The 25,032-nt window shown below is 67.8% G+C and carries 23 protein-coding genes and 1 tRNA gene; 17 read left to right on the top strand and 7 right to left on the bottom strand.

Annotated features, from left to right (window positions below; genetic code table 11):
• The first annotated feature begins 88 nt into the window (after positions 1-88).
• The gene (locus tag BUB76_RS06320) at positions 89-871 is read left to right on the top strand and encodes a DUF2189 domain-containing protein (protein WP_084140568.1); all 783 of its coding nucleotides are present in this window, start codon (positions 89-91) and stop codon (positions 869-871) included.
• Between the two features lie 51 nt (positions 872-922).
• Here BUB76_RS06320 and BUB76_RS06325 read toward each other — a convergent pair whose 3' ends face one another.
• Positions 923-1,696, bottom strand: coding sequence for a hypothetical protein (locus BUB76_RS06325; protein WP_073127905.1), 774 nt, complete (start codon positions 1,694-1,696; stop codon positions 923-925).
• Positions 1,697-1,831: 135 nt separating this feature from the next.
• Here BUB76_RS06325 and BUB76_RS06330 point away from each other — a divergent pair, with 135 nt between their 5' ends.
• From BUB76_RS06330 to BUB76_RS06350, 5 genes are all read left to right on the top strand, one after another.
• Positions 1,832-3,061, top strand: coding sequence for an MFS transporter (locus BUB76_RS06330; protein WP_073127906.1), 1,230 nt, complete (start codon positions 1,832-1,834; stop codon positions 3,059-3,061).
• A gap of 53 nt (positions 3,062-3,114) precedes the next feature.
• Positions 3,115-3,774 (top strand): peptide-methionine (S)-S-oxide reductase MsrA, encoded by a 660-nt coding sequence (gene msrA, locus BUB76_RS06335; protein WP_073127907.1) that lies wholly within the window; start codon positions 3,115-3,117, stop codon positions 3,772-3,774.
• 170 nt (positions 3,775-3,944) lie between these two features.
• Entirely contained in the window at positions 3,945-5,552 is a 1,608-nt protein-coding gene (locus tag BUB76_RS06340) for a sodium:solute symporter (RefSeq protein WP_073127908.1), read from the top strand.
• Positions 5,553-5,628: 76 nt separating this feature from the next.
• On the top strand, positions 5,629-6,498 hold the full coding sequence (locus tag BUB76_RS06345) for a 50S ribosomal protein L11 methyltransferase (protein ID WP_073127909.1): 870 nt from the start codon (positions 5,629-5,631) through the stop codon (positions 6,496-6,498).
• Positions 6,499-6,631: 133 nt separating this feature from the next.
• Positions 6,632-7,012 (top strand): hypothetical protein, encoded by a 381-nt coding sequence (locus tag BUB76_RS06350; RefSeq protein ID WP_073127910.1) that lies wholly within the window; start codon positions 6,632-6,634, stop codon positions 7,010-7,012.
• Between the two features lie 70 nt (positions 7,013-7,082).
• Here BUB76_RS06350 and BUB76_RS06355 read toward each other — a convergent pair whose 3' ends face one another.
• The gene (locus tag BUB76_RS06355) at positions 7,083-7,286 is read right to left on the bottom strand and encodes a DUF1127 domain-containing protein (RefSeq protein WP_073127911.1); all 204 of its coding nucleotides are present in this window, start codon (positions 7,284-7,286) and stop codon (positions 7,083-7,085) included.
• Positions 7,287-7,602: 316 nt separating this feature from the next.
• Between BUB76_RS06355 and ruvC the strand changes: the two genes are divergently transcribed.
• The 4 genes from ruvC to ruvB are packed head-to-tail and all read left to right on the top strand — an operon-like array spanning position 7,603 to position 10,678.
• Entirely contained in the window at positions 7,603-8,100 is a 498-nt protein-coding gene (gene ruvC / locus BUB76_RS06360) for a crossover junction endodeoxyribonuclease RuvC (RefSeq protein WP_073127912.1), read from the top strand.
• The gene (gene ruvA, locus BUB76_RS06365) at positions 8,097-8,765 is read left to right on the top strand and encodes a Holliday junction branch migration protein RuvA (protein ID WP_073127913.1); all 669 of its coding nucleotides are present in this window, start codon (positions 8,097-8,099) and stop codon (positions 8,763-8,765) included. The genes ruvC and ruvA overlap by 4 nt, the downstream gene beginning before the upstream one ends.
• Positions 8,766-8,768: 3 nt before the next feature.
• On the top strand, positions 8,769-9,653 hold the full coding sequence (locus BUB76_RS06370; protein ID WP_139250796.1) for a GIY-YIG nuclease family protein: 885 nt from the start codon (positions 8,769-8,771) through the stop codon (positions 9,651-9,653).
• Positions 9,650-10,678 (top strand): Holliday junction branch migration DNA helicase RuvB, encoded by a 1,029-nt coding sequence (gene ruvB, locus BUB76_RS06375; RefSeq protein WP_073127915.1) that lies wholly within the window; start codon positions 9,650-9,652, stop codon positions 10,676-10,678. The genes BUB76_RS06370 and ruvB overlap by 4 nt, the downstream gene beginning before the upstream one ends.
• 17 nt (positions 10,679-10,695) lie before the next feature.
• Here the strand turns inward: ruvB and BUB76_RS06380 are convergent, their stop codons facing one another.
• Positions 10,696-11,340, bottom strand: coding sequence for a hypothetical protein (locus BUB76_RS06380; RefSeq protein WP_073127916.1), 645 nt, complete (start codon positions 11,338-11,340; stop codon positions 10,696-10,698).
• 97 nt (positions 11,341-11,437) lie between these two features.
• A complete protein-coding gene (gene rimO / locus BUB76_RS06385) occupies positions 11,438-12,817 on the bottom strand; it encodes a 30S ribosomal protein S12 methylthiotransferase RimO (protein ID WP_175550272.1) in 1,380 nt (459 codons plus the stop codon).
• Positions 12,818-13,224: 407 nt separating this feature from the next.
• Here rimO and BUB76_RS06390 point away from each other — a divergent pair, with 407 nt between their 5' ends.
• The 3 genes from BUB76_RS06390 to BUB76_RS06400 all read left to right on the top strand — a co-directional run bounded on the left by BUB76_RS06390 (position 13,225) and on the right by BUB76_RS06400 (position 17,909).
• The gene (locus BUB76_RS06390; protein WP_073127918.1) at positions 13,225-14,481 is read left to right on the top strand and encodes an HlyD family secretion protein; all 1,257 of its coding nucleotides are present in this window, start codon (positions 13,225-13,227) and stop codon (positions 14,479-14,481) included.
• Positions 14,481-16,652, top strand: a complete 2,172-nt coding sequence (locus BUB76_RS06395) for a glycosyltransferase (RefSeq protein ID WP_073127919.1) — start codon at positions 14,481-14,483, stop codon at positions 16,650-16,652. The genes BUB76_RS06390 and BUB76_RS06395 overlap by 1 nt, the downstream gene beginning before the upstream one ends.
• A gap of 153 nt (positions 16,653-16,805) precedes the next feature.
• A complete protein-coding gene (locus BUB76_RS06400; protein WP_073127920.1) occupies positions 16,806-17,909 on the top strand; it encodes a mechanosensitive ion channel family protein in 1,104 nt (367 codons plus the stop codon).
• A 14-nt stretch (positions 17,910-17,923) separates the two neighbouring features.
• On the opposite strand, the gene BUB76_RS06405 is transcribed toward BUB76_RS06400, so the two are convergent.
• The 3 genes from BUB76_RS06405 to BUB76_RS06415 form a co-directional block, all read right to left on the bottom strand.
• A tRNA-Met gene (locus BUB76_RS06405) sits at positions 17,924-18,000 on the bottom strand.
• Positions 18,001-18,077: 77 nt separating this feature from the next.
• Entirely contained in the window at positions 18,078-20,600 is a 2,523-nt protein-coding gene (locus BUB76_RS06410; RefSeq protein ID WP_073127921.1) for an ABC transporter permease, read from the bottom strand.
• 91 nt (positions 20,601-20,691) lie between these two features.
• Positions 20,692-21,384, bottom strand: coding sequence for an ABC transporter ATP-binding protein (locus BUB76_RS06415; protein WP_073127922.1), 693 nt, complete (start codon positions 21,382-21,384; stop codon positions 20,692-20,694).
• Between BUB76_RS06415 and BUB76_RS06420 the strand changes: the two genes are divergently transcribed.
• The 4 genes from BUB76_RS06420 to BUB76_RS06435 all read left to right on the top strand — a co-directional run bounded on the left by BUB76_RS06420 (position 21,383) and on the right by BUB76_RS06435 (position 25,012).
• Positions 21,383-22,081, top strand: a complete 699-nt coding sequence (locus tag BUB76_RS06420; protein ID WP_073127923.1) for an arylesterase — start codon at positions 21,383-21,385, stop codon at positions 22,079-22,081. The two genes, BUB76_RS06415 and BUB76_RS06420, sit on opposite strands and share 2 nt — an antisense overlap.
• A gap of 73 nt (positions 22,082-22,154) precedes the next feature.
• Positions 22,155-23,030 carry a LysR family transcriptional regulator gene (locus BUB76_RS06425; protein ID WP_073127924.1) on the top strand — a complete coding sequence of 292 codons (876 nt, stop codon included), beginning with the start codon at positions 22,155-22,157 and terminating at the stop codon, positions 23,028-23,030.
• Positions 23,031-23,126: 96 nt separating this feature from the next.
• Complete coding sequence (locus tag BUB76_RS06430) at positions 23,127-23,984, top strand: putative hydro-lyase (protein WP_073127925.1); 858 nt, start codon at positions 23,127-23,129, stop codon at positions 23,982-23,984.
• A complete protein-coding gene (locus tag BUB76_RS06435; RefSeq protein WP_073127926.1) occupies positions 23,981-25,012 on the top strand; it encodes a TRAP transporter substrate-binding protein in 1,032 nt (343 codons plus the stop codon). Before BUB76_RS06430 ends, BUB76_RS06435 begins: the two co-directional genes overlap by 4 nt.
• The last annotated feature ends 20 nt before the right edge of the window (positions 25,013-25,032 follow it).

Consider the following 25,032-nt stretch of genomic DNA (forward strand, 5'->3'; position numbering starts at 1 on the left):
TTTCTTGACCGACATCAATGCGGGCGCTCAACCCTTGCCCCAGGGTGTCCTTGCCGGACCGGGGAGGGGAGGGGGCCGCAGAGTGGACATGCCAGCAGACAGCGTCACGCGGCCCCCAGCCCTGGGCCGCCCCGACCGGGCCCTATTCGCCGAGGCACTCGCGCTCGCGTGGTCGGATTTCCGCGCCGCGCCGCGCTTCGGGCTGGCGGTGTCCGGCGTCTACGTGGTGCTGGGCTGGTTGATCGCATGGATCACCGTGGCCAGCGGCACGACCTACTGGCTGGTGCTCGCCGCCATGGGGTTCCCGCTGATCGCGCCCTTCGCCGCCGTTGCGCTTTACGACGTGTCGCGGCGGATGGACCTGCGCCAGCCGCTGACCTGGCGCGCGGTCCTGGCCGAGACTTTGGCGCAGCGCACCGGGCAGCTTCCGGTGCTGGGCGCGGCGATGGTCATCCTGTTCCTGTTCTGGTTCTTCCTCGGCCACATGATCTTCGCGCTGTTCCTGGGGCTGTCGCCGATGACGAACGTCTCGACGGGGCTGGACGTCTACCTGACGGCGAACGGGCTGGGGATGCTGGCCTTCGGGACCCTGGTGGGCGGGGTCTTCGCGCTGGTGCTGTTCTCGACCTCGGTCATGGCGCTGCCGATGCTGCTGGACCGGGACATCGACGTGATCACCGCGATGATCGCCAGCGCGGGCTACGTGCGGCGCCATCCCGTCCCGATGCTGGGCTGGGGGCTGATGATCGCGGGGCTGACGGTGCTGGCGATCGTGCCGGGGTTCCTTGGCCTGCTGGTGGTGTTGCCGTTGCTGGGACACGCGAGCTGGCACCTTTACGCGCTGGCCGTGGTCCGGGCGCGGCAGGAATGAAAAAGGGCCGCGCGTTGCCGCGCGGCCCTTCGGATCAGACGTCAGGCTGACTTAGCCCTGATCGGCGGTCGTCGCTTCGCGCGGCTGCCCGTCGGGACCGTAGAAGACGATCTCGACGCCTTCTTCCAGCTCGTCACGCAGCGAGGCGATTTCCTCGGCGCGGAGCTGCTGTTCGATCTGCGGGCGCACCTGCTCGAGCGGCGGCAGTTCGGCATCGCTGTTGGCGGCCGCTTCGTCGTAGACGCGCTGCACGGCCTCGTCGGTCACGACGCCTTCCATGCGGTCGCTCACGTAGGCTTCGATGGTGGCGTTCTCGTCCTGCATGCCCTGGCCGGACTGCGCACCGGAGCTGTCGCTCGCGGCCATGTCGGTCGTGTCGTCGCTCATCTCGGTCGAACCGGCGCTGTCGTCCGAGGCCATCTCGGTTTCGTCGCCGGTGCTATCCGAGCTGTCGGCGGCGTTGGCCTGCTGTTCGCTCTCGGCGCTCTGACCGTTCGTGCGGGCGGCATCCATCAGGATCAGCTCGCGCAGGACCAGCTGGTCGACCACGAAGGGAATCAGCTGCTCGGCCGGACGCTGTTGCATCTGCGGCGGCAGCGACTGCACGGCCGCGGTTACGTCGGACGCGGTGATCTCGGTCGTGCCGACGGTCACGATCAGCGGGTCGGCGGCGGTCTCGGCGCCGTCCATCCCCGAGCTGTCCATGGTCTCGGTCTGGGCCGTTTCGGTCTGGTCGCCGCTCATCTCGGCATTGGAATGCTCCTCGGCCAGCACCGGGCCGGCGGCGAGGGTGGCGGCGATTGCGGTCGTCGTCAGAAATTTCATGTCGGATATCCTCCGTTTCGATCAGTTCGGGGGGATAACGGGCACCCCCGGGGCCGGTGTTCCATCACGATGCCCGACCGGCGCTCGACCGCGCACGGACTTCCCTTCGATCCCGCCGCGGCGTAAGGCACTCCCATGCGCATCGTCCCCCTGTCCCAGGCGCGCGAGCTGCCCCTGTGGCGCAGGCCCGTGACGCTTCTTCTGCTGATGGCGTTCGCCATGCCGCTGGCTTTTGCCACGTGGTCCGCGCTTCTCAACAATTTCGTGATCGAGGTCGCCGATTTCACCGGTGTCGAGATCGGATGGTTGCACACCGTCCGCGAGATCCCAGGCTTCCTGGCGGTCGGCGTGATCGCGCTGATCATCTTCATCCGCGAACAGGTGCTGGGCCTCGTGTCCCTGCTGCTTCTGGGCGCGGCCACGGCGATCACCGCCTATTTTCCCAGCCTTGGCGGGATCCTCACGCTGACCATGCTCAGCTCCATCGGGTTTCACTACTACGAGACCGTGAACCAGAGCTTGCAACTGCAATGGCTGCCGAAGGACCGGGCGCCACAGGTGCTGGGCTGGCTGGTGGCGGTGGGCTCGGCCGCCGCGCTTCTGAGCTACAGCCTGCTGGTCGTCACGTGGCGCGCCTTCGATCTGAGCTATGCCACCGTCTACATGTTGGGCGGCGGCGCGACGGTGCTGATCGCCATCTATTGCATGGTCGTCTTCCCGCAGTTCCAGGCCCCTGATCCGCAGCTGAAGACCTTCGTGCTCCGCCGCCGCTACTGGCTCTATTACGCGCTGCAATTCATGTCGGGCGCGCGCCGGCAGATCTTCGTGGTCTTCGCGGCTTTCATGATGGTCGAGCGGTTCGGCTTCGACGTGCACGAGGTGACGGCGCTGCTGCTGATCAACTTCGTGGCCAACATGATCCTGGCGCCTTTCATGGGGCGCGCGGTGCACCGGTTCGGCGAACGGGCGACGCTGGGTTTCGAGTATATCGGCCTGATCGTGGTCTTCCTGATGTATGGCGGGATCTACTATTTCGGCTGGGGCGTGGCGCTGGCCGCGACGCTTTACGTGGTCGATCACATCTTCTTCGCGCTGGCCTTCGCGCTGAAGACCTATTTCCAGAAGATCGCGGACCCGCGCGATATCGCGCCCACCGCCGCCGTGGCCTTCACGATCAACCACATCGCGGCCGTGTTCCTGCCCGCGGGGCTGGGATACCTGTGGGTGGTGTCGCCGGGCGCCGTCTTCGGCCTTGCGGCGGGCATGGCGGCCACGTCGCTGATGCTGGCGCTGATGATCCCTCGCCACCCCGCGCCGGGGAACGAGACGATCCTGAATCGCCTTGCCGCGACACCGGCGCAGTAGCAAGGGCCGCCGGTCGTCCCTATATCAGGCGCAACCGCGATAAGGAGATTTCCATGTTCCAGATCCTGCGCAAGAAAGCCGAGATGGTGTCGAAGGACGAAGCCCTGACCGGCCGCGAGGCCCCCATCGCCACGGCCGCCACGCATTACGTGCTCGACCGTCCGCTGACCGCCGAGGTGCCCGAGGGCCACGAGGTCGCCGTGTTCGGCATGGGCTGCTTCTGGGGTGTGGAACGGATGTTCTGGAAGCTGCCCGGCGTCTGGCTGACCATGGTCGGCTACGCGGGCGGCTATACCCCGAACCCGACCTACGAAGAGGTCTGCACCGGCCGCACCGGCCATAACGAGGTCGTCCGCGTCGTCTACGACCCCGAGGTGATCACCTACGAGGACCTGCTGAAGGTGTTCTGGGAAGGCCACGACCCGACCCAGGGCATGCGGCAGGGCAACGACGTGGGCACCCAGTACCGCTCGGGCATCTACACCACGACCGACGCGCAGAAGCAGGCGGCCAAGGCCACCCTCGACACCTTTGCCGAGCGGATGCGCGCCGCCGGGTTCGGCGAGATCACGACCGAGATCACGGACGCGCCGACCTTCTATTTCGCCGAAGGCTATCACCAGCAGTACCTGGCGAAGAATCCCGGTGGGTATTGCGGGATCGGCGGCACGGGCGTGACCTGCCCGATCGGCACCGGACTGCCCGCGACCTGACGGCGCCCCACGAGGCAACACCTGTAACGACGGCCGCGCGAAGGAAGCTTCGCGCGGCTTTTCCGTGCCCCCCGATACGGTTGCAAGGCCGCGTCTTCGGAACCGCGGCGCGTGCGCTGCGGTTCTGACCGGACACACGATCATCGTTCGCAGGCGCTCGGGAGGCGGCATTGGAAGACGTTCAGCAGGCAATCACCGGTTTGGACATCGGGGTCATCGCCGCCTATTTCGGCGTGGTCATCCTGATCGGCGTCTGGGTGTCCAAGCGCACCTCGTCCAGCGACGACCTGTTTCTTGCCGGGCGATCGCTGGGCTGGGCGGCCATCGGATTTTCGCTGTTCGCCTCGAACATCTCGTCCTCGACGCTCATCGGTCTCACGGGCTCGGCCTATACCACGGGTATCGCACCCTCGGCCTACGAGTGGATGGCGGGCATCCCGCTGCTGATCATGGCCTTCGTGTTCGCGCCGATCTTCCTGAAATCGAAGATCACAACAACGCCCGAGTATCTCGACCGCCGCTACAGCCGGCGCACGCGGCTGTATTTCTCGGGCCTGACGATCTTCTTTACCGTCGTGGTCGATTGCGCCGGCGGGCTTTACGCCGGGGGGCTGGTGCTGAACACCTTCTTCCCGAACGTGCCGCTCTGGGCCAGTTCGCTGGCGATCGGGCTTTTCGCCGGGATCTACACGGCGGCGGGCGGCCTGAAGGCGGTCGTCTACACCGACGTGCTGCAGGCCGTGGTCCTGATCGGCGGCTCGGCGATCCTGGCCTTCATGATGTTCGCGCAGCTGGATTTCTCGTTCGCCGAGATCCGCGAGAGCGTGCCGAACGAGAACCACCTGAGCATGGTGCTGCCGCTGTCGAACGAGACGCTGCCCTGGCCGGGCCTGTTCTTCGGCGTGTCGCTGCTGGGCTTCTGGTACTGGGTCACCAACCAGTACATCGTGCAGCGCATCCTGGGCGCCCGGTCGCTGCCCGACGCCCAGTGGGGCGCGATCCTGGGCGGCATGCTGAAGATCCTGCCGCTGTTCATCATGGTGTTTCCGGGCGCCATGGCCACCGCGATCCTGCCGGATATCGAGACGGCGGACCGGGTGTTTCCGATCATGATCACCGAGCTTTTGCCCGCGGGCCTGACGGGCCTGGTGCTGGCAGGGCTTATCGCCGCCATCATGTCCAGCGTCGATTCCACGCTGAATTCGTCATCGACCCTCCTGATCCACGATTTCGTCACCAAGCCCGAGCAGGAAATCGAGGACAGCAAACGCAAGCGCTACGGCACCTACGCCACGCTCAGCTTCATGGTGGCGGCGATCATCTGGGCGCCGCTGATCCAGTTCGCGGGCGGGCTGTGGTCCTACCTGCAACAGATGTTCTCGATCCTCGTGCCGCCGCTGGTGGTGCTATTCGTCATGGGCGCGCTGTCGCGGATCGGGACCGAGAAGGGCGGCTTCTACACTTTGATCTTCGGCCACACGCTGGGCGCGGTGCTGTTCTGCCTCGGCAATGCCGGTGTAATGGGCCTGTTCGGGGCCGAGCCGATCTGGCCGCTGCATTTCACCATCAACGTGGCCGTGGTCACAGTGCTCTGCCTGCTCTTCTACGTGGGCGTCAGCCTGGTGACCGACAAGAAGGACATCGACGAGCAGGTGATGTGGCGCCGCGGCATGGCGCTGGAGGACGCGGCCTACGATCAGCCCTGGTACCTGGATATCCGCTGGCACGCGCTTGTCCTGGCGGTCGCGATGGCGGCGGTGCTGTTCGTCTTCTGGTGACGGCTTGGACTTGCTGCGGCGGGGCAATCGTGGAATGGGAAGGCGCCCCTGACCGCGCCCGACCGGAGCTTGCCCCATGCCGACCTTCACCGCGCTGACCACACTTCCCGATGCCGACAATGCCCGCGCGCTGGGCGAGGCGATGGAGCGGATGGACCCCGAGCCCACGGGCGTCGGCGTCTTCGAGATGGAGGACGACAGCGGCCTGTGGGAGGTGGGCGCCTATTTCGAGGCCGCGCCGGACCGGGCCGCGCTGGCCGTGCTGGAAGCGGCGTTCGACACCCGGCCCTTCGTCGTCAGCGAACTGCCCGAGGTCGACTGGGTGGCCAAGGTGCGCCGCGAATTGGCCCCGGTCGAGGCCGGGCGCTTCTGGCTCTACGGCAGCCACGACGCCGACACCCTGCCCGAAGACCGCGTGGCCCTGCTGGTGGATGCCGCCATGGCCTTCGGCACCGGCCATCACGGCACCACCCGCGGCTGTCTCGAGGCGCTGGACCAGCTGCTGGCCGAAGGGATCACTTGCCGCAACGTGGTCGATATCGGTTGCGGCACCGCCGTCCTGGCCATGGCCGCCGCGCGCGTCTGGCCCGACCACCCCGTCCTGGCCAGCGATATCGACGCCGTGGCCGTGGACGTGGCGCGGGCAAATGTGGCGCTGAATGGGCTGAATGGCAGGGTGGATTGTGTCGAGGCCATGGGATTCGACCACGCCGACATCGCCGCACGCGCGCCCTTCGACCTGGTCTTCGCCAATATTCTAAAGGGCCCGCTGGTGGCCCTGGCGCCCGACGTGGCGCGGCACGCCGATTCGGGCGCTTTCGTGATCCTGTCGGGCATCCTGAACCCGCAGGCCGACGAGGTGATCGAGGTTTATGCACGCAACGGGATCAATCTGGTCGACCGCCGCGTGATTGGTGACTGGACGACGCTGACCCTGCGCGCCTGAGCCGGGAAAGCGCCCGGTTTCGGCCGCGAAGGGCCCGATTTTCGCCAGATTAGCCCGATTTGCCCCATTCCTGCCACATTCCGGGGCAATAACGCCTCCTGTCGGTGGGGGCCGACAACCGGGATGCTGCAAGATGGCCTACTTGACCGAAGCGAATTTCGATAGCCGCTCGAAGCGGATCATCAAGAACGCCAAGATCGCCAAGCGCGGTCGGATTCACACGATCACCGAAGACGGGCTGATCATCAGCCGTCCGCGCCTCGTGCGCCGCGAACTGCCGCTGATGGGCCTGATGCGCATCGCGCTTGCCCTGTGGGTGTTCAAGGCGCTGGCGATCCTGAACCTGGGCGTGGGTGACTACCAGGCGCGCGTCGAGACGCTGGCCGGTGGAAACAGCGTCGACCAGGCGGCGGCGTTCCTGCTGAACGGCGACGCGCTGACGCTGGCGGTGGTCGATCTGGTCCAGCGCGGCATGAACATCCTGCAAGCGATGGAACTGGCGGCGATCTTCTGAAGGGGATGGATCGCGCCGGGGAAGGCTGCGCGGGTGGGGCGCGCAGCCTTCCAAATGGTGCGGGCTGCCCTCAGATGTGGCGGCCCATGGCGCGAATGTCCTCGCGCGTGAGACCGATATCGAACAGCTCTTCGTCGGTCAGGCTGGACAGAACCTTCTGGGTCTTGCGAACACGGGTGGCGTCCACAACGGCGTAGGCCAGACGCACGAGATAGGTGGCGATGCGGGTGCTGAGCGCTTCGCCGGTGGGGCGGGACATGTCGTAGATTGCCATCGTTACATTCCTTCTATCGACGGACTTACAGGTCGGTTCAGCCATGCAGAACGGATCGCGCCTATTACTTGAGCAGCCGGCGAACAATCCGGTTTTTTCGCATGGCAGATATGCTCGGATTGCATGACGTTTCCGCGGGGTAAGCGGTCGTTTTCATGCTCTTTTTCAGCCGTTTATGACCGGTTCATTGACGCCTCCGCGATATTTCGCGGCTGTCGCTTTGCGGGCACAGCGCCCCGGTCCCGCCCGCATCGACCTTGGCGCATGTTCGCGTTTCGTGCTACGTGCCGTGTAACAAGCGGGAAGGGCAGGCAGGATGCGGATACTGGGCGTCGATCCGGGGCTTCAGACCATGGGCTGGGGGGTGATCGAGGTTGATGGCTCGCGCCTGCGGCACGTGGCCAACGGCCATTGCACCTCCGAGACCGGCACGGCGCTCGGCCTACGGCTGATGGGGCTGCACCGGCAGCTGGCCGATCTTCTGGTCGCCCACGCGCCCGACACCGCCGCGATCGAGCAGACGTTCGTGAACCGCGACGGGGCCGGCACGCTCAAGCTGGGGCAGGCCCGGGGCGTGGCGCTGCTGGCGCTGGCGCAATCCGGGATCGAGGTCGGCGAATACGCCCCCAACACGGTCAAGAAGACCGTCGTGGGCGTGGGCCACGCCGACAAGCGCCAGGTCGAGCACATGGTGAAGATGCAGCTTCCCGGCGCGGTGCCGGCGGGCGCCGATGCCGCCGATGCGCTGGCCATCGCGCTCTGCCACGCGTTTCACCTGCAGGGCGCGCGGGCCATGGCGCGGGCGCGGGCATGATCGGGCGGCTGGCCGGGCGGCTGATCCTGCGGGGCACCGATCACGTAATGATCGACGTGGGCGGTGTCGGCTACGTCGTCTACGTCAACGAACGCACGCTGGCCGCGCTGCCCGGCGCGGGCGAGGCCGCGGCGCTTTATACCGACCTGCTGGTGCGCGAGGACCTGTTGCAGCTGTTCGGCTTCCTCACACCGGTGGAAAAGGAATGGCATCGCCTGCTGATGGGCGTGCAGGGGATCGGCGCGAAGGCGTCCATGGCGATTCTCGGCGCGCTGGGCCCCGATGGCGTCAGCCGCGCTATCGCGCTGGGCGATGCGGCGGCGGTGCGCACGGCGCCGGGGGTGGGGCCAAAGATTGCCCAGCGGCTGGTGAACGAGCTGAAGGACAAGGCGCCCGCCGTCATGGCCATGGGGGCCGGGCCCGTGGCCAGCGCCCCCGCCGCGCCCGCCGATCCGGACCCCGTCATCGCGCCCGACAGCTCGCCGCCCGCGTCGGCCACGGCCAGCAGCGCGGGCGCCCAGGCCGAGGCGCTGTCGGCGCTGGCCAACCTGGGCTATGCCCCCGCCGACGCCGCCCGCGCGGTGACCGAGGCCGCGGGTGACGGCGCAGACGACACCGCGTCGCTGATCCGCGCCGCGCTTAAGCGGCTGGCGCCGGCGGGTTAGCGCATGGATTTCAATGACCTCCTTAGATCGGCTGAAATCGACCTACGACAAGTGTCCATCGTTCTCCACAAACCTGGAGACCTGAAGGTTCGAGCGATGCTAGCGACATTTATCGAACAGCGGCCCGAGCTGTTCGAAGCCTACCAAAGCACGCACCCTCCATTGCAGGAGGCCACGGTCAAATCCCGTTGCTACCTCGCTTCGTTCTTCATGCGCGATCCGGGCGAGTTGGTTTTTCTCGCACTCTATGAGGTGAAAGACTGGAGCGAGACCGACGTCGATGGTCTAGCTGGAGATCCGATCTTTAGTGAAATGCTTCTCAAAGTTGACGGTGTCTCAAGCGAAGACATCTCAGCGCATATATCTTCGCGTCTTGCGGGACGCGCGCGCTTTGACTTCCGCCGAACTGCTCACCTTGCAGAGCTAGGTCGGCGTCTTGTCGTAGCGGACCCGGGAGGGAGAAATTACGTCCGGCGCGCGGATACTACGGATTTGGAAGTCTTGGAGCTGAAGCGCGAGGCGCGAATTGCTTCACCGGTGCCGCCGTGGGATCAAATCTCAATTGATGCGCCGGAGATCGAGCATCTGCCGAATGACTGGGCGTCCAGCTCGCGGCACTGGCGTGGCATCTACCTGATTTTGGATCTTTCAGACGGCGCCCGGTATGTCGGCTCCGCCTATGGCCGGGAGAACCTCTTGGGTCGGTGGCGCGTGCATACGGCCTCTGCTACCGGAGTGACCAAAGAGTTGCGTAAACGCGATACGAGACTTTTTCGGTTTTCGATTCTCGAGTTGGTTTCCCCCACTGCCACACCTGAAGAGGTGGTCGCCCGCGAAAGGTCTTGGATGAAGCGCATTGGCACCATCGATAGGGGGTTAAATACGTGACCGACGCCCCCGATCCCGCGCTGCGCCCCGACCGGCTGCCCGACGATGACGGCCCCGCGCTGCGGCCCCAGTCTCTGGATGCCTTCACCGGGCAGGCCGAGGCGCGCGCCAACCTGAAGGTCTTCATCGAAAGCGCCCGGATGCGCGAGCGGGCGATGGATCACGCGCTGTTCCACGGTCCCCCGGGCCTGGGCAAGACCACCCTGGCGCAGATCGTCGCGCGCGAGCTTGGCGTGAACTTCAAGATGACCAGCGGCCCCGTCCTGGCCAAGGCGGGCGACCTGGCGGCGATCCTGACCAATCTCGACGCGCGCGACGTGCTGTTCATCGACGAGATCCACCGCCTGAACCCGGTCGTCGAGGAGATCCTCTATCCCGCGCTCGAGGATTTCGAGCTGGACCTCGTGATCGGCGAGGGGCCGGCGGCGCGGTCGGTCCGGATCGAGCTTCAGCCCTTCACGCTGGTGGGGGCGACCACGCGGCTGGGCCTTCTGACCACCCCCCTGCGCGACCGGTTCGGCATCCCGGTCCGGCTGCAATTCTATACCGTGGACGAGCTGTCGGACATCGTGGCGCGGGGCGCGCGGATGATGGGGGTGGCGGCCGATGCCGACGGCGTGCGCGAGATCGCGGCGCGGGCGCGGGGCACGCCCCGGATCGCCGGGCGGCTGCTGCGCCGGGTGGTGGATTTCGCGCTGGTCGATGGCGACGGTCGGATCACCCGCGCCCTGGCCGACGATGCACTGACGCGGCTGGGCGTGGACCGGATCGGTCTCGACGGCGCGGACCGGCGATACCTGCGGCTGATCGCGGAGCACTACCAGGGTGGTCCGGTGGGGATTGAAACGCTGTCGGCGGCGCTGAGCGAAAGCCGCGACGCGCTGGAAGAGGTGATCGAACCCTACCTTCTGCAGCAGGGCCTGATCCAGCGCACGCCGCGGGGGCGGATGCTGACGCAGGGGGCCTGGACCCACCTGGGCCTGCCGCGGCCCCGCAGCGACGTGGGCGGGGACCTGTTCGACTAGCCCGGCCGGCGCGCGGGTCAGCTCATCGACAGGTCGTCGAAGATGTCGGTGTCACTTGCCGGCTCGATCGCCTGAAGCATCAGGATCGCGAAGAAGATGATCCCGAGGACGATCGAGGTGAAAACCGAAAGCCCGTCCGCGACCGCGAGCGAGACGGAGCTTCGCAGGTCGAAGGAATGCGCCATGGTCACGCTGCCGACAGTGGTCAGGCCGAACAGGGCGCCGGAGAGATCCACGAACGAGCGACGAGGCCAGCCACGCGCCGTGCGGCCGATGAGCCCGCAGGCCAGAATGATCAGCCCGCCGGTCAGGTAGGACATGTGGTCATCGGGGGCCAACGCGATCGGCAGCATGCCGTCGATGCCGGCGTCGCTCGCGGTCAGTCGGACGCATATGTTCAGCGCGACGATGAAGATCACGGCGGCGCAGACCCGTCCTGCCAGCAGGCGAAGGCTGTCCCGATCGCTGGTGGCCAGCAGCAGCGCCACGGCGAGCCCGAAGAACGAGACCTGCGTTGTCGGAACGATGGCGGGATAATAGGCGCGGCCGCGCACCCAGAGATCATTGCCGCCCACCCATCCGACGATCAGACCGGACACGCAGAAGGCGATCACGGCGAGCGAGACCGCGAAGAGGACACGATTCAGGACGGGATGCATCATCGGCGATTTCACTTCACGAATGCTGTCCCTTAAGCGGGTAAGAATCAGAGTTTATCAGGGCGCCGCAACAACTCAATGATGTATCGGGGTGTTCGGCCTAGAGCCGCCTTGCCCAAAGGTCGTAGTCTCCGGCCTCGTCCACCTCGACCTCGACGACCTGACCCGCCGAGAGGTCCGCGAAATTCTCGTCGATATAGAGGTGCCCGTCGATCTCGGGTGCGTCGCCCATGGTCCGGCAGGTGGCCGCCTCGTCATCGACGCTGTCGACGATGACCTGCATACGCTTGCCGACCTTCGCCTCCAGCCGCGCGGCCGAGATCGCTTGCGCCTTTTCCATGAACCGCTCCCACCGCTCCTGCTTGACCGGGGCGGGGACGTGGTCGGGCAGGGCGTTCGAGCGGGCGCCCTCGACATTCTCGTATTGAAAGCACCCGACGCGATCCAGCTGCGCCTCGTCCAGCCAGTCGAGCAGGGTCTGGAATTCTTCCTCGGTCTCGCCGGGATAGCCGACGATGAAGGTCGAGCGCAGGGTGATGTCGGGGCAGTCGCGGCGCCAGGCGGCGATCTCGTCCAGCGTGCGCGCGGCCGCGGCGGGGCGCGCCATGCGCCTGAGCGTGTCGGGATGGGCGTGCTGGAACGGGATGTCCAGGTAGGGCAGCAGCCCCGAGGCCGGGTCGGCCATGTGCGGGATCAGCTCGCGCACGTGGGGGTAGGGATAGACATAGTGCAGCCGCACCCAGGCCCCGAGCGTCCCGAGCTCGCGCGCAAGATCCAGGATCGGCGCCTTCGCCTCGCGGTCCTTCCAGTCGGTGCCATAGGCGCTGGTGTCCTGGCTGATGACGAGCAGCTCGCGCACGCCGGCCTCGAACAGCTTTTCCGCCTCGCGCATCACAGCCTTGGCCGGCCGCGATTGCAGCCGCCCGCGCATGTCGGGGATGATGCAGAACTTGCACTTGTGGTTACAGCCTTCCGAGATCTTCAGGTAACTGTAGTGTCGCGGTGTCAGGCTGACGCCCCGGGCGGGCAGCAGGTCGACGAACGGGTCCGGATCCGGCGGCACCGCGGCGTGCACGGCATCGAGCACCTGTTCGTATTGATGCGGCCCGGTCACGGCCAGCACGCGGGGATGCGCGCCGGTGATATAGTCGGGCTCGGCCCCCAGGCAGCCGGTGACGATGACGCGCCCGTTCTCGGTCAGCGCTTCGCCGATGGCGTCCAGGCTTTCGGCCTTGGCGCTGTCGAGGAACCCGCAGGTGTTCACGATCACCGCGTCGGCGCCCGAGTAGTCGGGCGAGATGCCGTAGCCTTCGGCCCGCAGGCGGGTCAGGATGCGCTCGCTGTCGACCAGCGCCTTGGGACAGCCGAGGCTGACCATGCCGATGGTGGGCTGGTTGCGGCCCGGCCGCACCGTGCCGAGGTCACGTTCGAGCCGGGGGTTCGACAGGTCGGGGCGAAGGTCGGGCGGGTTCTGTGCCATGGCCGCGCTATAGGCGCTTGGACGCCGTGAGGGAAGGGCCATGGGCGGGCAAGGGCGGCGATATCCGCCGTGATCGCGGCCGGTGTCGGCACGGTATGGCGATCATCGCTCGACTGTCCGCTGGCTCGGGTTGTCTCCCTTTCGCCTGGCCCGGAGGCTGCCGGGGGAACCTCGGCTCTCTACCGGGTTGCGAGCGGCCGTCCGAGGTGCCCCGCGGACCTTGATTCCATCGTCCGGGCCAAGACATCGACGGCATTTATAAGACGAATTTAGTAAATCCGCGCCAATATCTCGGCAAAGATGATATATCCCCATCACTTTGCCACAATTCGCGTCGAAAAGGTGGCGTTAACCTTAAGGAGGTTTGCGCCGTGACGACCCGTATCCTCAGATTGTCCGCTGCCACGATGCTGCTTGCATCGGCCGCCGTCGCCATCGCGCCGCGGTTGACGGGGCATATTTCATCCTCGGCCGTCGTCAACGCACCGATCATCGCGGTCTATGCGCCCTTCGACGGCGTGATCGAGCATGCCTCGCCCAGCATCGCGCAGCCGGTCGAAGAGGGGGATACCCTTCTGGTTCTGAACAACCGCAGCCTGCGGGGCTCCGAGCTTCGTGCGCTGCGCAGCTCTCTGGCCGCCGTTTCGGGCGAGATGTCGGGGCTGACCCAGCAATCAAACGCGCCGGAACGCCTGCGCAAGGAACTTGAGAACCGGCGCGACGCCGCCATCGATGCGCGCAAGCGCTGGTTCGTGCCCCGCCTGGACGAGGCTTGGGCCATGGTCCAGCACGCCGAGGCCACCGTGGACGCGTCCAAGGCCCGGCTGCAACGGATCGAGAAGCTGTCGAAGAACGGCAGCATCGCGCAACGGGAAGTCGAGGAGGCCCGCACGACACTGCTCGAGGATCGCGCCACGCTGGCCAGCGCAACGGCCACGATGCGCCGGCTCCAGATCGAGCGTGACGCGCTGACCGGCGGATCGAACCTGGACCTCGAATCGAACGATCTCGAGCAGATCGGCTATCGCCTCGACGAGATCGCGGTCCGCCAGGCCGACATCCAGGCCCGCCTGATCCAGCTGCGTGCCAGCCGCCAAGGCCTGCAATCGCAGATCGCCGGCCTGAGCATCGAGACCAAGAAACAGAACGCGTTCGTGCCGAAGGTCACCGCCGCCGGCGTGATCTGGGAAGTTTCGGCTCCCGAGGGCTCGTCGGTCAGCATCGGCGAGCCGCTGGCGCAGGTCCTGGATTGTTCGCGCCGGTTCATGGAGGTGATCCTTCCGGAAGATAGCTTCGAAACCATCGTTCCGGGCACCCCGGCACAGGTCAAATACAAGGGCGCCAGCGAAAGCTTCACCGCGCGGGTCTCGGCCGTCTACGGCGCCAACACGCGGCCCAACCGCAACATGCAGGCCGCCGAGCCGCGGCTTACGGTCGACAGCGGGCTGCGCGTGATCGTCGGCATCGGCCCCGCGGACCCCTCCGACCCCAAGGTGTCCCGCGCCTTCTGCGAGGTCGGGCGCTCGGCCGAGGTGCGGTTCGACCGCAAGAACACGATTCTCGACGCCGTGCGCGCCCTGGCGGGCCGGGTCGGCCTGCTGGACCAGCCGTTGGTGGCGGGCCTCGTCAATGACAGGACCGAAACGGACAGCCGGATCAACTGATGCTGCCCGACTATCTGGTCCCCCTCGCGCTGGTCTTCGGGATCGCCATGCTGCTGCCGCGCAGCTGGGTCAGCGGGCGCACGCCGCGCAACATGGCGGTCGTCGCCCTTTTCCTGGCCGTTGCGGGCGTGGCGTGGCGCTACCTGCAATGGCGGCTGGGCGAAACTCTGCCCGAACCCGGCACGGCCATTGGCGAGCAGGTCTTCTTCTACACGGTCCTGGCGATCGAGCTGGCGGTCTGGGTGGAAACGGCGATCCTGTTTGCCATGCTGTCGCGGCGGCGCGACAACTCGGCCGCCGCCGATGCGGGCGAGGCGCGGCTGCGCGCCTTGGCGCCCGCCGATCATCCCACCGTCGACGTCTTCATCGCGACCTACAACGAGGACCTCGCCGTCCTGGAAAAAACCATCGTCGGCGCCGCCGCGCTGGACTGGCCCGAGGACCGGTTGCGGGTCTGCGTACTGGATGACGGTCAACGCGACTGGCTGCGGGACTACTGCGCGACCAAGGGCGTGGACTACCTGACGCGCGAGGGCAACGCCCATGCCAAGGCCGGCAACATCAATGCCGCCATCGCCCGGACCGACGGCGAATTCTTCATGGTGCTCGACGCGGATTTCGTGCCGCAGCAGAACTTTCTCTATCGCGCGATGGGGCTGTTCGCGGACGAAAAGGTGGGCATCGTGCAGATCCCGCATTCCTTCTACAACGCCGACCCCATGCAGACGAACCTGGGAATGCGCGGGCAGATGCCCGACGACCAGCGGCTGTTCTTCGGCGAGATCATGGCCGGCCGAGACGGCTGGAACGCGGCCTTCTGCTGCGGGTCGAACTCGATCACCCGGCGCAAGGCGATCGAGGCGGTGGGCGGCGGTCTGCCCTACGGCTCGATCACCGAGGACATGCTTCTGACGCTGGCGATGCTTCGCAAGGGCTACGTCACCCGCTACCTGAACGAACGGCTGGCGATCGGGCTGGCGCCGGAATCGCTGTCGGCGATGTACGTGCAGCGGGCGCGCTGGGCGCGCGGCGCGATGCAGATCCTGTTCCTGCGCGAAGGTCCGTTCGGCCCCGGGCTGAAGCTGCAGCACCGTATCCTGTTCCTGCCGACGCACTGGCTGGTCCAGCCGCTGGTCGTGCTGGCGACCCTCGGGATGCCGGCCATCTGTCTCTGGACCGGCTGGTCGCCCCTGCCCGGCGCGACCACAGAAGAGATCCTGTCGGTCCAGCTGCCCGCCGTGGCCGCGACCATGCTGGCCCTGCGCCTGGTCGCACCGGGCAGCTATTTCCCCCTGGCCTCGACGGTGCACACCGCTTTGCAGACGCCGCGAACATTGCCCACGGTGCTGACCACGCTGGTGCGCCCGCACGGGCACGCCTTCAAGGTGACGCCCAAGGGCAAGGCGGCCGGCAACGCGACCGACAGGCTGATGAGCCTTGCGCCCTCGGCGCTGGTCCTCGTCACCGCGATCGGCCTTTACCTGAATTCCGACATCAACACGCGCATCCTGGACACGGCGGACCAGTTGTCGCTGACGGCGGTATGGGCGGTCCTGGCGATGCTGGTCCTGTCGGTGGTGCAGGTGGTGGCCATGTCGCCCCCGGGCGAGATCGAGGAAGAAAAGTTCGCCGTCGATGTGCCCTGCATGTTCGGCACCCGCCCGGGCCAGCGGATCGCGGCCACCATCGCTCACCTGTCGGTGGACAGCGCGACGCTGCGGCTGGCCGATGCGACCGACATGCACCGCAACACGCGCTGGCTGCGGCTGGACATTCCCGAAGTCGGTGCGCTGAAGGCCTGGCTCCAGCGGGTGGACGGAAACGTGGCCCACGTGGCCTTCGACCTGCCCGAGGGCGAGCGGCGCGACCAGCTGATCCGCGCGCTGTTCACGACCGGGCTGGACAATTCCACCCAAACCCTCAGCGCCTTCCGGGTGGGTCTGGGCCTGCTGGCGCGGATCCTGCACACCGAACGGCGGATCGAGACGCTGCGGCGCCCGAAGAACGCACCGCCCGCCTGGATCGAGGTCGAGGTCGCGCGCGCGCCCATCCCGCCCGAGCTGCGCGATGCCATCATCCGACCCGCCGCCGCGTGGACCCAGGTGGCCTGGATGCTGAACGGCATGACGCTGATCGACCCCGCGACGCTTGAAGGCAGCGTCGAGGCCTGACCGTCGGCCCGGGGCCGTTCCCGGCTCGCTATCCCTTGATAGACTGCCGAAGAAACGGGCAGGCCGCACGAATGCGGCCGCATTCCCGGATTATCCGCCGGGTAATCCGGTCCGGGGTGTTTTGCTGCGCTGCAGCGGGCCTACCTTTGCCACATGACCTATTCAGAGCTTTTTTCGACCGAGGCGGTGCAGCTGGCCCTCCTCGCGCTTGCCGTGATTTTCGCCCTGAGCGTCCACCGGCTGGTCTGGCGCATCGTGCTGCGCTTCATGTCCGGCCACGACGGCCTGATCTGGCGCACCGCGCGGCGGCTTCAGCGGCCGTTCCGGCTTGTCCTCGTGATCCTGGCGGTCGGCATCGCGCTGCCGCTGCTGGAGCTGCCGGGCCTGTGGGAACAGCGGCTGGAACACGCGGCGCGGGCGCTGCTGATCGTGTTCGTCGGCTGGTCGGCGTTGATCTTCACCGACGTGCTGACCGGCCGGGCCATCTCGCGCACCTCGCTGGAAGAAGAGGACTACGGCGCGCGCACGACCGCCACGCAGCTCAACGTGTTGCAGAAGGTCTCCAAGATCATGATCATCCTGCTCACGGCGGGGGTGGTTCTTTCGACGTTCGAGGGGGTGCGCAGCTTCGGCCTCTCGCTTTTCGCCTCGGCGGGGGCGGCCGGTCTCGTCCTGGGCTTTGCCGCGCGGCCGGTGCTGGCCAACCTGATCGCGGGCATCCAGATCGCGCTCACCCAGCCGATCCGCCTGAACGACGTTGTCATCGTCGAGGGCGAGTGGGGCTGGATCGAGGAGATCCGCGCGACCTATGTCGTGATCCGCATCTGGGACCTGCGGCGCATGGTCGTGCCGCTCGCCCATTTCATCGAGAAGCCGTTCCAGAACTGGACCCGCGAGTCGAGCCAGATCATCGGCGGCACCAACTGGCACCTCGACTACACGGCGCCCGTGCCCGAGATGCGCAAGAAGCTGCGCGAGATCTGCGAACAGTCCGAGTATTTCGACGGCAAGGTCTGTGTCCTGCAGGTGATCGACACGGCGCAGGACACCATCGAGATCCGCGCGCTGATGAGCGCCCGCAACTCGCCCCGCGCGTGGGAACTGCGCTGCGAGGTCCGCGAGAAGATGATCGATTGGCTGCAGCGGGCACACCCCCACGCCCTGCCGCGCCGCCGCGCCGAGGTCACGGGCCCCGTCGAGACGCGCATGGCGCGGCCAGCGCCCGCAGCGAACGAGGCTCGGGCGAAATCGGCCTGACGAAAAGGGGTGGATGGTAGCGTGAGGCGGACTTGAACCGCCGACCCCAGCATTATGAGTGCTGTGCTCTAACCAGCTGAGCTATCACGCCATACCGCGGCTGCGTTTAGTCCCGCCCGGACGGGGTGTCAACACGCTTCTCCCCGCATTTTGCCGGGGTCCCGCGGGTCATTCCTGCCCGCGCAAGACCTGCGCCGGACGGGCCGAAAGCGGTGGCCAGGCAAAGCTCAGACCGGCCAGCAGGGTGCCCAGAACACCCCCGCCGACGATCAGCAGGGCCGAGCCCGTGGAGAACACGAAATCGGTCTCCATCACGAAGCGGCTGACGGCCCAGCCGGCCACGCCGCCGGCCGCCACGGCCACGATTCCCGCCGCGAGGCCCAGCATGGCCCACCGCAACGCGAAGCTGCGCAGGATCAGCGGGCGGCCCGCGCCCAGTGTCTTCAGCACCGACGCCTCGTAGACCCGCGCGCGCGTGCCCGCCGCCGCCGCGCCCAGCAGGACCACCCCGCCGGTCACCAGCGTCGCCCCCGCGCCATAGGTGACGGCCGCCGCGATCCCGGCCAGGATGTCGGTCACCCGGTCGATGGCGTCGCGCACCCGAATCGCGGTGATGTTCGGGTAGGCGTCGGCCAGGTCGCGCAGGATCGCGGCCTCGGCGTCGGGCTCGGCGTAGATGGTCGAGATGAAGGTATGCGGGGCGCCCCGCAACGCGCCGGGGTTCATCGCCAGCACGAAGCCGATCCCGGCCGTCGAGAAATCCACCTCGCGGAACGACGTGATCTCGCCCTCGATATCGCGGCCCAGGATGTTCAGGGTCAGCCGGTCGCCCAGCGACAGGCCCAGCTCCTCGGCCTCCTCGGCGGCAAAGCTGATCTGGTTCTCGCCCTGGTAGTCCGGGGGCCACCATTCGCCCGCGGTGATGACGGTGTCCTCGGGCGGGCGGTCGGAATAGGTCACGCCCCGGTCGCCGCGCAGCACCCAGTGCTCGCCTGCCACCTCGGTCGCGTCCTGCCCGTTGATCTCGGTGATGATGCCCCGCAGCATCGGCGCCGTGCGGACCTTCTCGACGCCGGGATCGGTATCAAGTCTCTCGCGGAACCCGTCGATCTGCGCGGGCTGGATGTCGACCATGAAATAGCTGGGCGCCACGTCGGGCAGATCGCGCGCGATGGCGCCGCGCAGGTTGGTGTCGATCTGGCCCACGGCCGCCAGCACCGTCAGCCCGAGCCCCAGCGACAGGACCACGGCCGTCGCCTCGCCCCCCGGCCCCCCCACGGCGCCCAGGGCCAGCCGCAGGGCAGGGTGCCCCCTGACGGCGCGCTTGCGGGACAAGGACCGGCCCAGCAGCCGGGCCAGCGCGGCGACCCCCACCAGCGCGGCGAAGGCGGCGGCCAGCCCGGCGGCGGCATAGAGGCTCAGCTGCGGCAACCCCGACAGGGCCGCGGCCGCGCCCACCAGCAGCGCCAGCAGCACGGCGCTGGCGGCGATGAAGGCGGGCCGCGGCAGACCGGCGGGCATGCCGCCCGTGGCGCGGAACAGGCTGGCCGCGCGAATGCCCTGCGCCTTGGCCAGCGGCCACAGGGTGAACAGCGCGGCAGCCAGCGTGCCGTAGAGGGCGGCCTCGGCCAAGGGGCGCCAGTAGATGCCGATATTGGCGGGCACCGGCAGCCGATCGGCGATCACCGGGGCGAACAGCAGCGGCAGGCCCGCGCCCAGCACCAGCCCGATCAGCAGGCCCAGGCCTGTCAGCACCGCGATCTGCAGCGCGTAGATGGCGAAGATCGTCCCGCCACTCGCCCCGAGCGTCTTCAGCGTCGCGATGGTGGCGGTCTTCTCGACCATGTGCGCGCGCACCGCCGACGCGACGCCGACGCCGCCCACCGCGAGGCCCGCAAGCCCGACCAGCACCAGGAAAGACGACAGCCGGTCGACGAAGCGCTGCACCCCGGGCGCGCCGTTGCGCCGGTCGCGCCAGCGATAGCCGGCCTCGGGCAGCGCCGCATCCAGCCGGGCCTCGGCGCGATCCAGGTCGGTCTCGGGCGGCAGGGCCAGCCGATACTCGGTCTCGAACAGGCTGCCCTCGGTCAGCAGCCCGGCGCCGTCCAGCGCCTCGGTCCGCAGCAGCGTGCGCGGACCCAGTCCGAAGCCGCCGCCGGCGCTGTCGGGCTCGGTCTCGATGGCGGCGCTCAGCCGGAACGTCTTGGTGCCGAGACGGAATTCATCGCCCACCGACAGGCCCAGCCGGTCGATCAGCACCCGGTCCATGGCCGCGCCCGGCACCTCGCCCGGGGCCAGCGCCTCGTCCAGCGGCATGGCGGGGTCCAGCACCACCGAGCCGTAGAGCGGATAGGCGTCGTCCACGCCCTTGATCTCGGTCAGGCCGCGGCGCGTGTCGTCGCCCTGGCCGACCACCGCCATGGAGCGGAATTCGACGATTTCGGACACCCGGCCGAGATCTTCCAGCGCGGCGCGCTCGGCGTCCTCGGCGAAGCGGTAGGTGAACTCGACCGAGGCGTCGCCCCCCAGGATGCGCGCGCCCTCGCGGCTCAGCCCGTCGGAAATCGCCTCGCGCACCGACCCCACCGCCGCGATGGCGGCGATGCCCAGCGCCAGACAGGCCAGGAACACCCGGAAACCCTTCAGCCCGCCGCGCAACTCGCGCCGTGCGATCGTCCAGGCAACGCTCATCGCGGCGCCCCCGGCTTCATCTTTCCGAAAATACCTCCGGGGGAGTCCGCGCAGCGGACGGGGGCGGCGCCCCCCGAAACGGTGCCGCCCATCATTCCGCCGCCTCGCGGGCGGGCCCTTCCAGCCGTCCGTCGCGCAGCCGGATGGTGCGGTCGCATTTCGCGGCCAGCGCGGGGTCGTGGGTCACCAGCACCAGCGTTGCGCCCCGTTCGGCGTTCAGGCCGAACAGCAGGTCGACGATGGCCTGTCCCGTAGGGCCGTCCAGGTTGCCGGTGGGCTCGTCGGCCAGCAGGATGGCGGGGCGCGGCGCGGCGGCGCGGGCCAGCGCCACGCGCTGCTGCTCGCCGCCCGACATCTGCGAAGGATAGTGATCCAGCCGGTGCGACAGGCCCACGCGGTCCAGCTCGGCCGCGGCGCGGTCGAAGGCGTCCGACGCGCCCGCCAGTTCCAGCGGGGTCGCCACGTTTTCCAGCGCGGTCATGGTCGGGATCAGGTGGAAGGATTGGAACACCACCCCCATATGGTCCCTGCGGAACCGCGCCAACGCGTCCTCGCCCATGGCGGTCAGGTCGCGGCCCAGCGCGGTGACGCTGCCGCCCGTGGCCCGTTCGAGCCCGCCCATCACCATGAGGAGAGACGATTTGCCCGACCCCGAAGGCCCCACCAGCCCGACCGTTTCCCCGGCCGCGACCTCCAGCGTGATGCCATGCAGGATGTCGACCCGCCCCGCGTTGCCGTCGAGGCTGAGCGCGGTGTCGGTCAGTCTGAGAACCGGGTCTGGCATGGCGGTGTCCTTGTTGCGTAGGGCGGCATATGGGGTGCGGGGCGCGCTTTCCAAGGCGGCGCTTTGCCTCGCTCTGGCCGTGCCCGCGGCGGCGCAGGAGGGTGATCCGGTGGTGATCGCCGCGCTGGGCGATTCACTGACGCAGGGCTATGGCCTGTCGCCGGACCAAGGCTTTGTCCCGCAGCTCGAGGCGTGGCTGGCGGAACGGGGCGTGGAGGCGCGGCTCATCAACGCGGGCGTGTCGGGTGACACGACCGCGGGCGGGCTGTCGCGGGTGGACTGGACCCTGGGCGACGAGGTCGACGCCATGATCGTCGCGCTGGGCGGAAACGACATGCTGCGCGGCATCGACCCTGCCACCAGCCGCGCGAACCTGGACGGCATCCTGGCGCGGGCCGAAGAGGCGGGGGTCGAGGTCCTGCTGGTCGGCATGTCGGCGCCCGGCAACTACGGCCCCGACTACAAGGCGGCATTCGACGGGATGTATCCTGCGCTGTCCGAGCGCTATGGCACGCTCTACGCCGACGATTTCCTGGGCGCGCTGGCCGACCTGCCGGACCGGCGCCAAGCCATGGCGGATTACATGCAGCCGGATGGCATTCACCCGAACGCCGACGGGGTGAGCCTGATCGTCGAGGACCTCGGCCCCGAGGTGGCTTCACTGGCGGAGCGGGTTCGCGACGGCGACGGCGACTAGCGTCTGGTCGCGCCCGGGACGCGCGGGTCTTGGCTTGGTGCGTCCGGCCGTGCAAACCTGACGCGGGCGGCGCATGAAAAACCTCAACCTCGACCAGCTTCGGACCTTTCTCTTCGTGGTCAACCACGGCGGGGTGAACCGTGCGGCCAAGCTTCTGAACCTGTCGCAGCCCGCCGTCACCGCTCGGATCAAGGGGCTGGAGCGGACGCTGGGCAAGGCGCTGTTCCAGCGCACGCCCACCGGGCTGCGCCCCACCCGCGATGGCGAGATCCTGTTTCGTCACGCCGAGCGGTTCGAACACCTGGCGTCGCTGGTCGAGCGCGACATCGTCGATCCGCGCACGCATGAGGGCTACCTCAGGATCGGCGCCTCCGAGACCGTGACCCAGACCTGGCTGCCCGATCTGGTGTCGCGTCTGCATCGCGACTATCCCGCGCTGATGGTCGAGATCACCGTCGACATCTCGCCCGACCTTCGCCGGTCGCTCTTGGAGCGCGAGATCGACCTGGCATTCCTGCTCGGCCCCATCTCCGAGCCCAGCGTCGACAATATCGCGCTGCCGGCCTTCGACCTGGCGTGGTACGTGGCGGCGGACGCGGTGCCGCCGAACGGCGACCCGGCATCCCACCTGACCCGCCCCGTCATCACGTACCTCCGCCAGACGCGCCCCTTCCGCGAACTGCGCGCAACGCTGATCGACCTCGTCGGCCCCGGGGTGCGGATCTTCACCTCGTCCTCGCTTTCGGCCTGTTTCAGGCTGGTCGAGGCGGGACTGGGCGTCGCGGCGCTGCCCCGCGCGATGGGCGCGCCCTATGTCGCGTCCGGCAACATCGTCGAGTTCGACCCGGGCTGGCATCCCGCGCCGCTGCAATTCACCGCGTCCTGGGTGGCCGAGCCGCCCGACCCGCTGGCCGCCATGGTGGCGCGATTGGCCCTGGAGGTCGCCTGAGGGGGTATAAAATTCCTCGATAGGCTGGGCCAAATTCATTCGATTTGATTTGATATCCGATCCTCGCAACACTCGATCCCGAGAGTGGAGGGTCCAATGCTCAACACCTATCAGGATCTCAGGCGGGCCACGCTGGCGGATGTGCGGGCCGAAATCCGCGCCGGTCGCTATGCCAAGCACACGGCCGGCCTTGGCGCCGGCTATCTCCAGGCCAACCTGGCGATCATGCGCGAATCCGCGGCACTGGACTTCATGCGCTACTGCCAGCGCAATCCCAAGCCCTGCCCGCTGGTGGGTGTCAGCGATACCGGCAACCCGATGATGACGACGCTGGGCGATATCGACATTCGCACCGACGTTCCCGCCTACAACATCTATCGCGACGGCAAGCTGGCCGGGACGGCCACCGATATCGTGGACCTGTGGGAAGACGATTTCGTGGCCTTCGCGCTGGGCTGTTCCTTCACCTTCGAAACGGCGCTGATCGACGCGGGCATCCCGCTTTGGCACATCGACAACGACACGACGGTTCCGATGTACCGCTCGGGGATCGAGACGGTGCCCGCCGGGCCGTTCGGCGGCCGCATGGTCGTGTCGATGCGCGCCATCGACGCCGGCCAGGTCGACCGGGCCCGCGACATCGCCGCCCGCTTTCCGCTGGCCCACGGCAAACCCGTCCATCACGGCCCGCCCGAGGAGATCGGCATAAAGGATGTGTCGCGTCCCGATTGGGGCGACCCCGCGCCGGTTCCGAAGGGACAGGTGCCGGTCTTCTGGGCCTGCGGGGTGACGCCCCAGGTCGCGCTGGAACGCGCCGGGCTGGACCTGTGCATCACCCACAAGCCCGGTCACATGCTGATCACCGACGTGGCCGAAGACGCCGAGGTTCCGGTGCTGGGCAACGGCACCCCCGCAATCAAGACCACCGAAAGCCAAACAGGGAGCAATCCATGAAACTTGCACTTACCCTCGCCGCCACCACCGCGCTCGCGGCGCCGGCCCTTGCCGAGAACCTGAACGTCGTCGGCAGCTGGTCGAGCCTGCCGCTTCACCAGCAATACGAGGCGCCGTTCTGGTCCGAGACCCTGCCCGAGGCGTCGGGTGGCGAAATCGAGGTGGCGCTGACCACCCACGACCAGATGGGGCTTGGCGTGGGCGACGTCTATCGCCTGCTGGGGCAGGGCGTCTACGACGTGGCCATGACCGTGGCCGATTACGCCGTGGCCGACGCGCCCGAACTGGAAGGGCTGGACGTGCCGCTGGTCGCCACCGATGCCAGCACCGCGCGCGAAATGGTCGAGGCCGCCCGCCCGATGGTCGACGATATCTATGCCGACCGCTTCAACTCCAAGGTCCTCGCCATCGCGCCCTATCCGCCGCAGGTCGTGTTCTGCAACGCCGAGATCGGAAGCCTGGAAGATCTCGAAGGGCTGAAGGTCCGAGCGTCGGGCCGCATGACCGCGAAGTTCCTCGAGGCGCTTGGCGCCGAGGGCATCAACGTGGCCTTTTCCGAGGTGCCGGGCGCGCTTCAGAAGGGCGTCGTCGACTGCGCCGTGACCGGTGCCGGCTCGGGCTATTCCGCCGGCTGGTGGGAGGTCTCGACCCACCTGATGCCGATCCCCCTGGGCGGCTGGGACTCGGTCGTCACCGCGATGAACATGGACAAGTGGAACAGTCTCGACGCCGAGACGCAGGAGCTGATCCAGACCCAGATCAAGACCGAGTTCGAGGATCCCGCCTGGGAAAGCGCGCAGGACGCGCTGGTGAATGACATCGCCTGCCTGACCGGCAACGGCGAATGCCCCTATGGCGACGCGCGCGACATGACCCTGGTCGAGGCCAGCGAGACCGACATCGCGAACGCCGAGGAGATCCTGATCAGCGAAGTGCTGCCGGAATGGTCCGAGCGGGCCGGCGACGACTGGGCCCAGCGCTGGAACGCCAGCGTCGGCGAGGTCGTCGGCGTGCAGATCGCCCAGTAACCGCAGCCGCGCAACCCGGA

The sequence above is a fragment of the Palleronia salina genome (genome assembly GCF_900141995.1).
Taxonomy (GTDB): domain Bacteria; phylum Pseudomonadota; class Alphaproteobacteria; order Rhodobacterales; family Rhodobacteraceae; genus Palleronia; species Palleronia salina.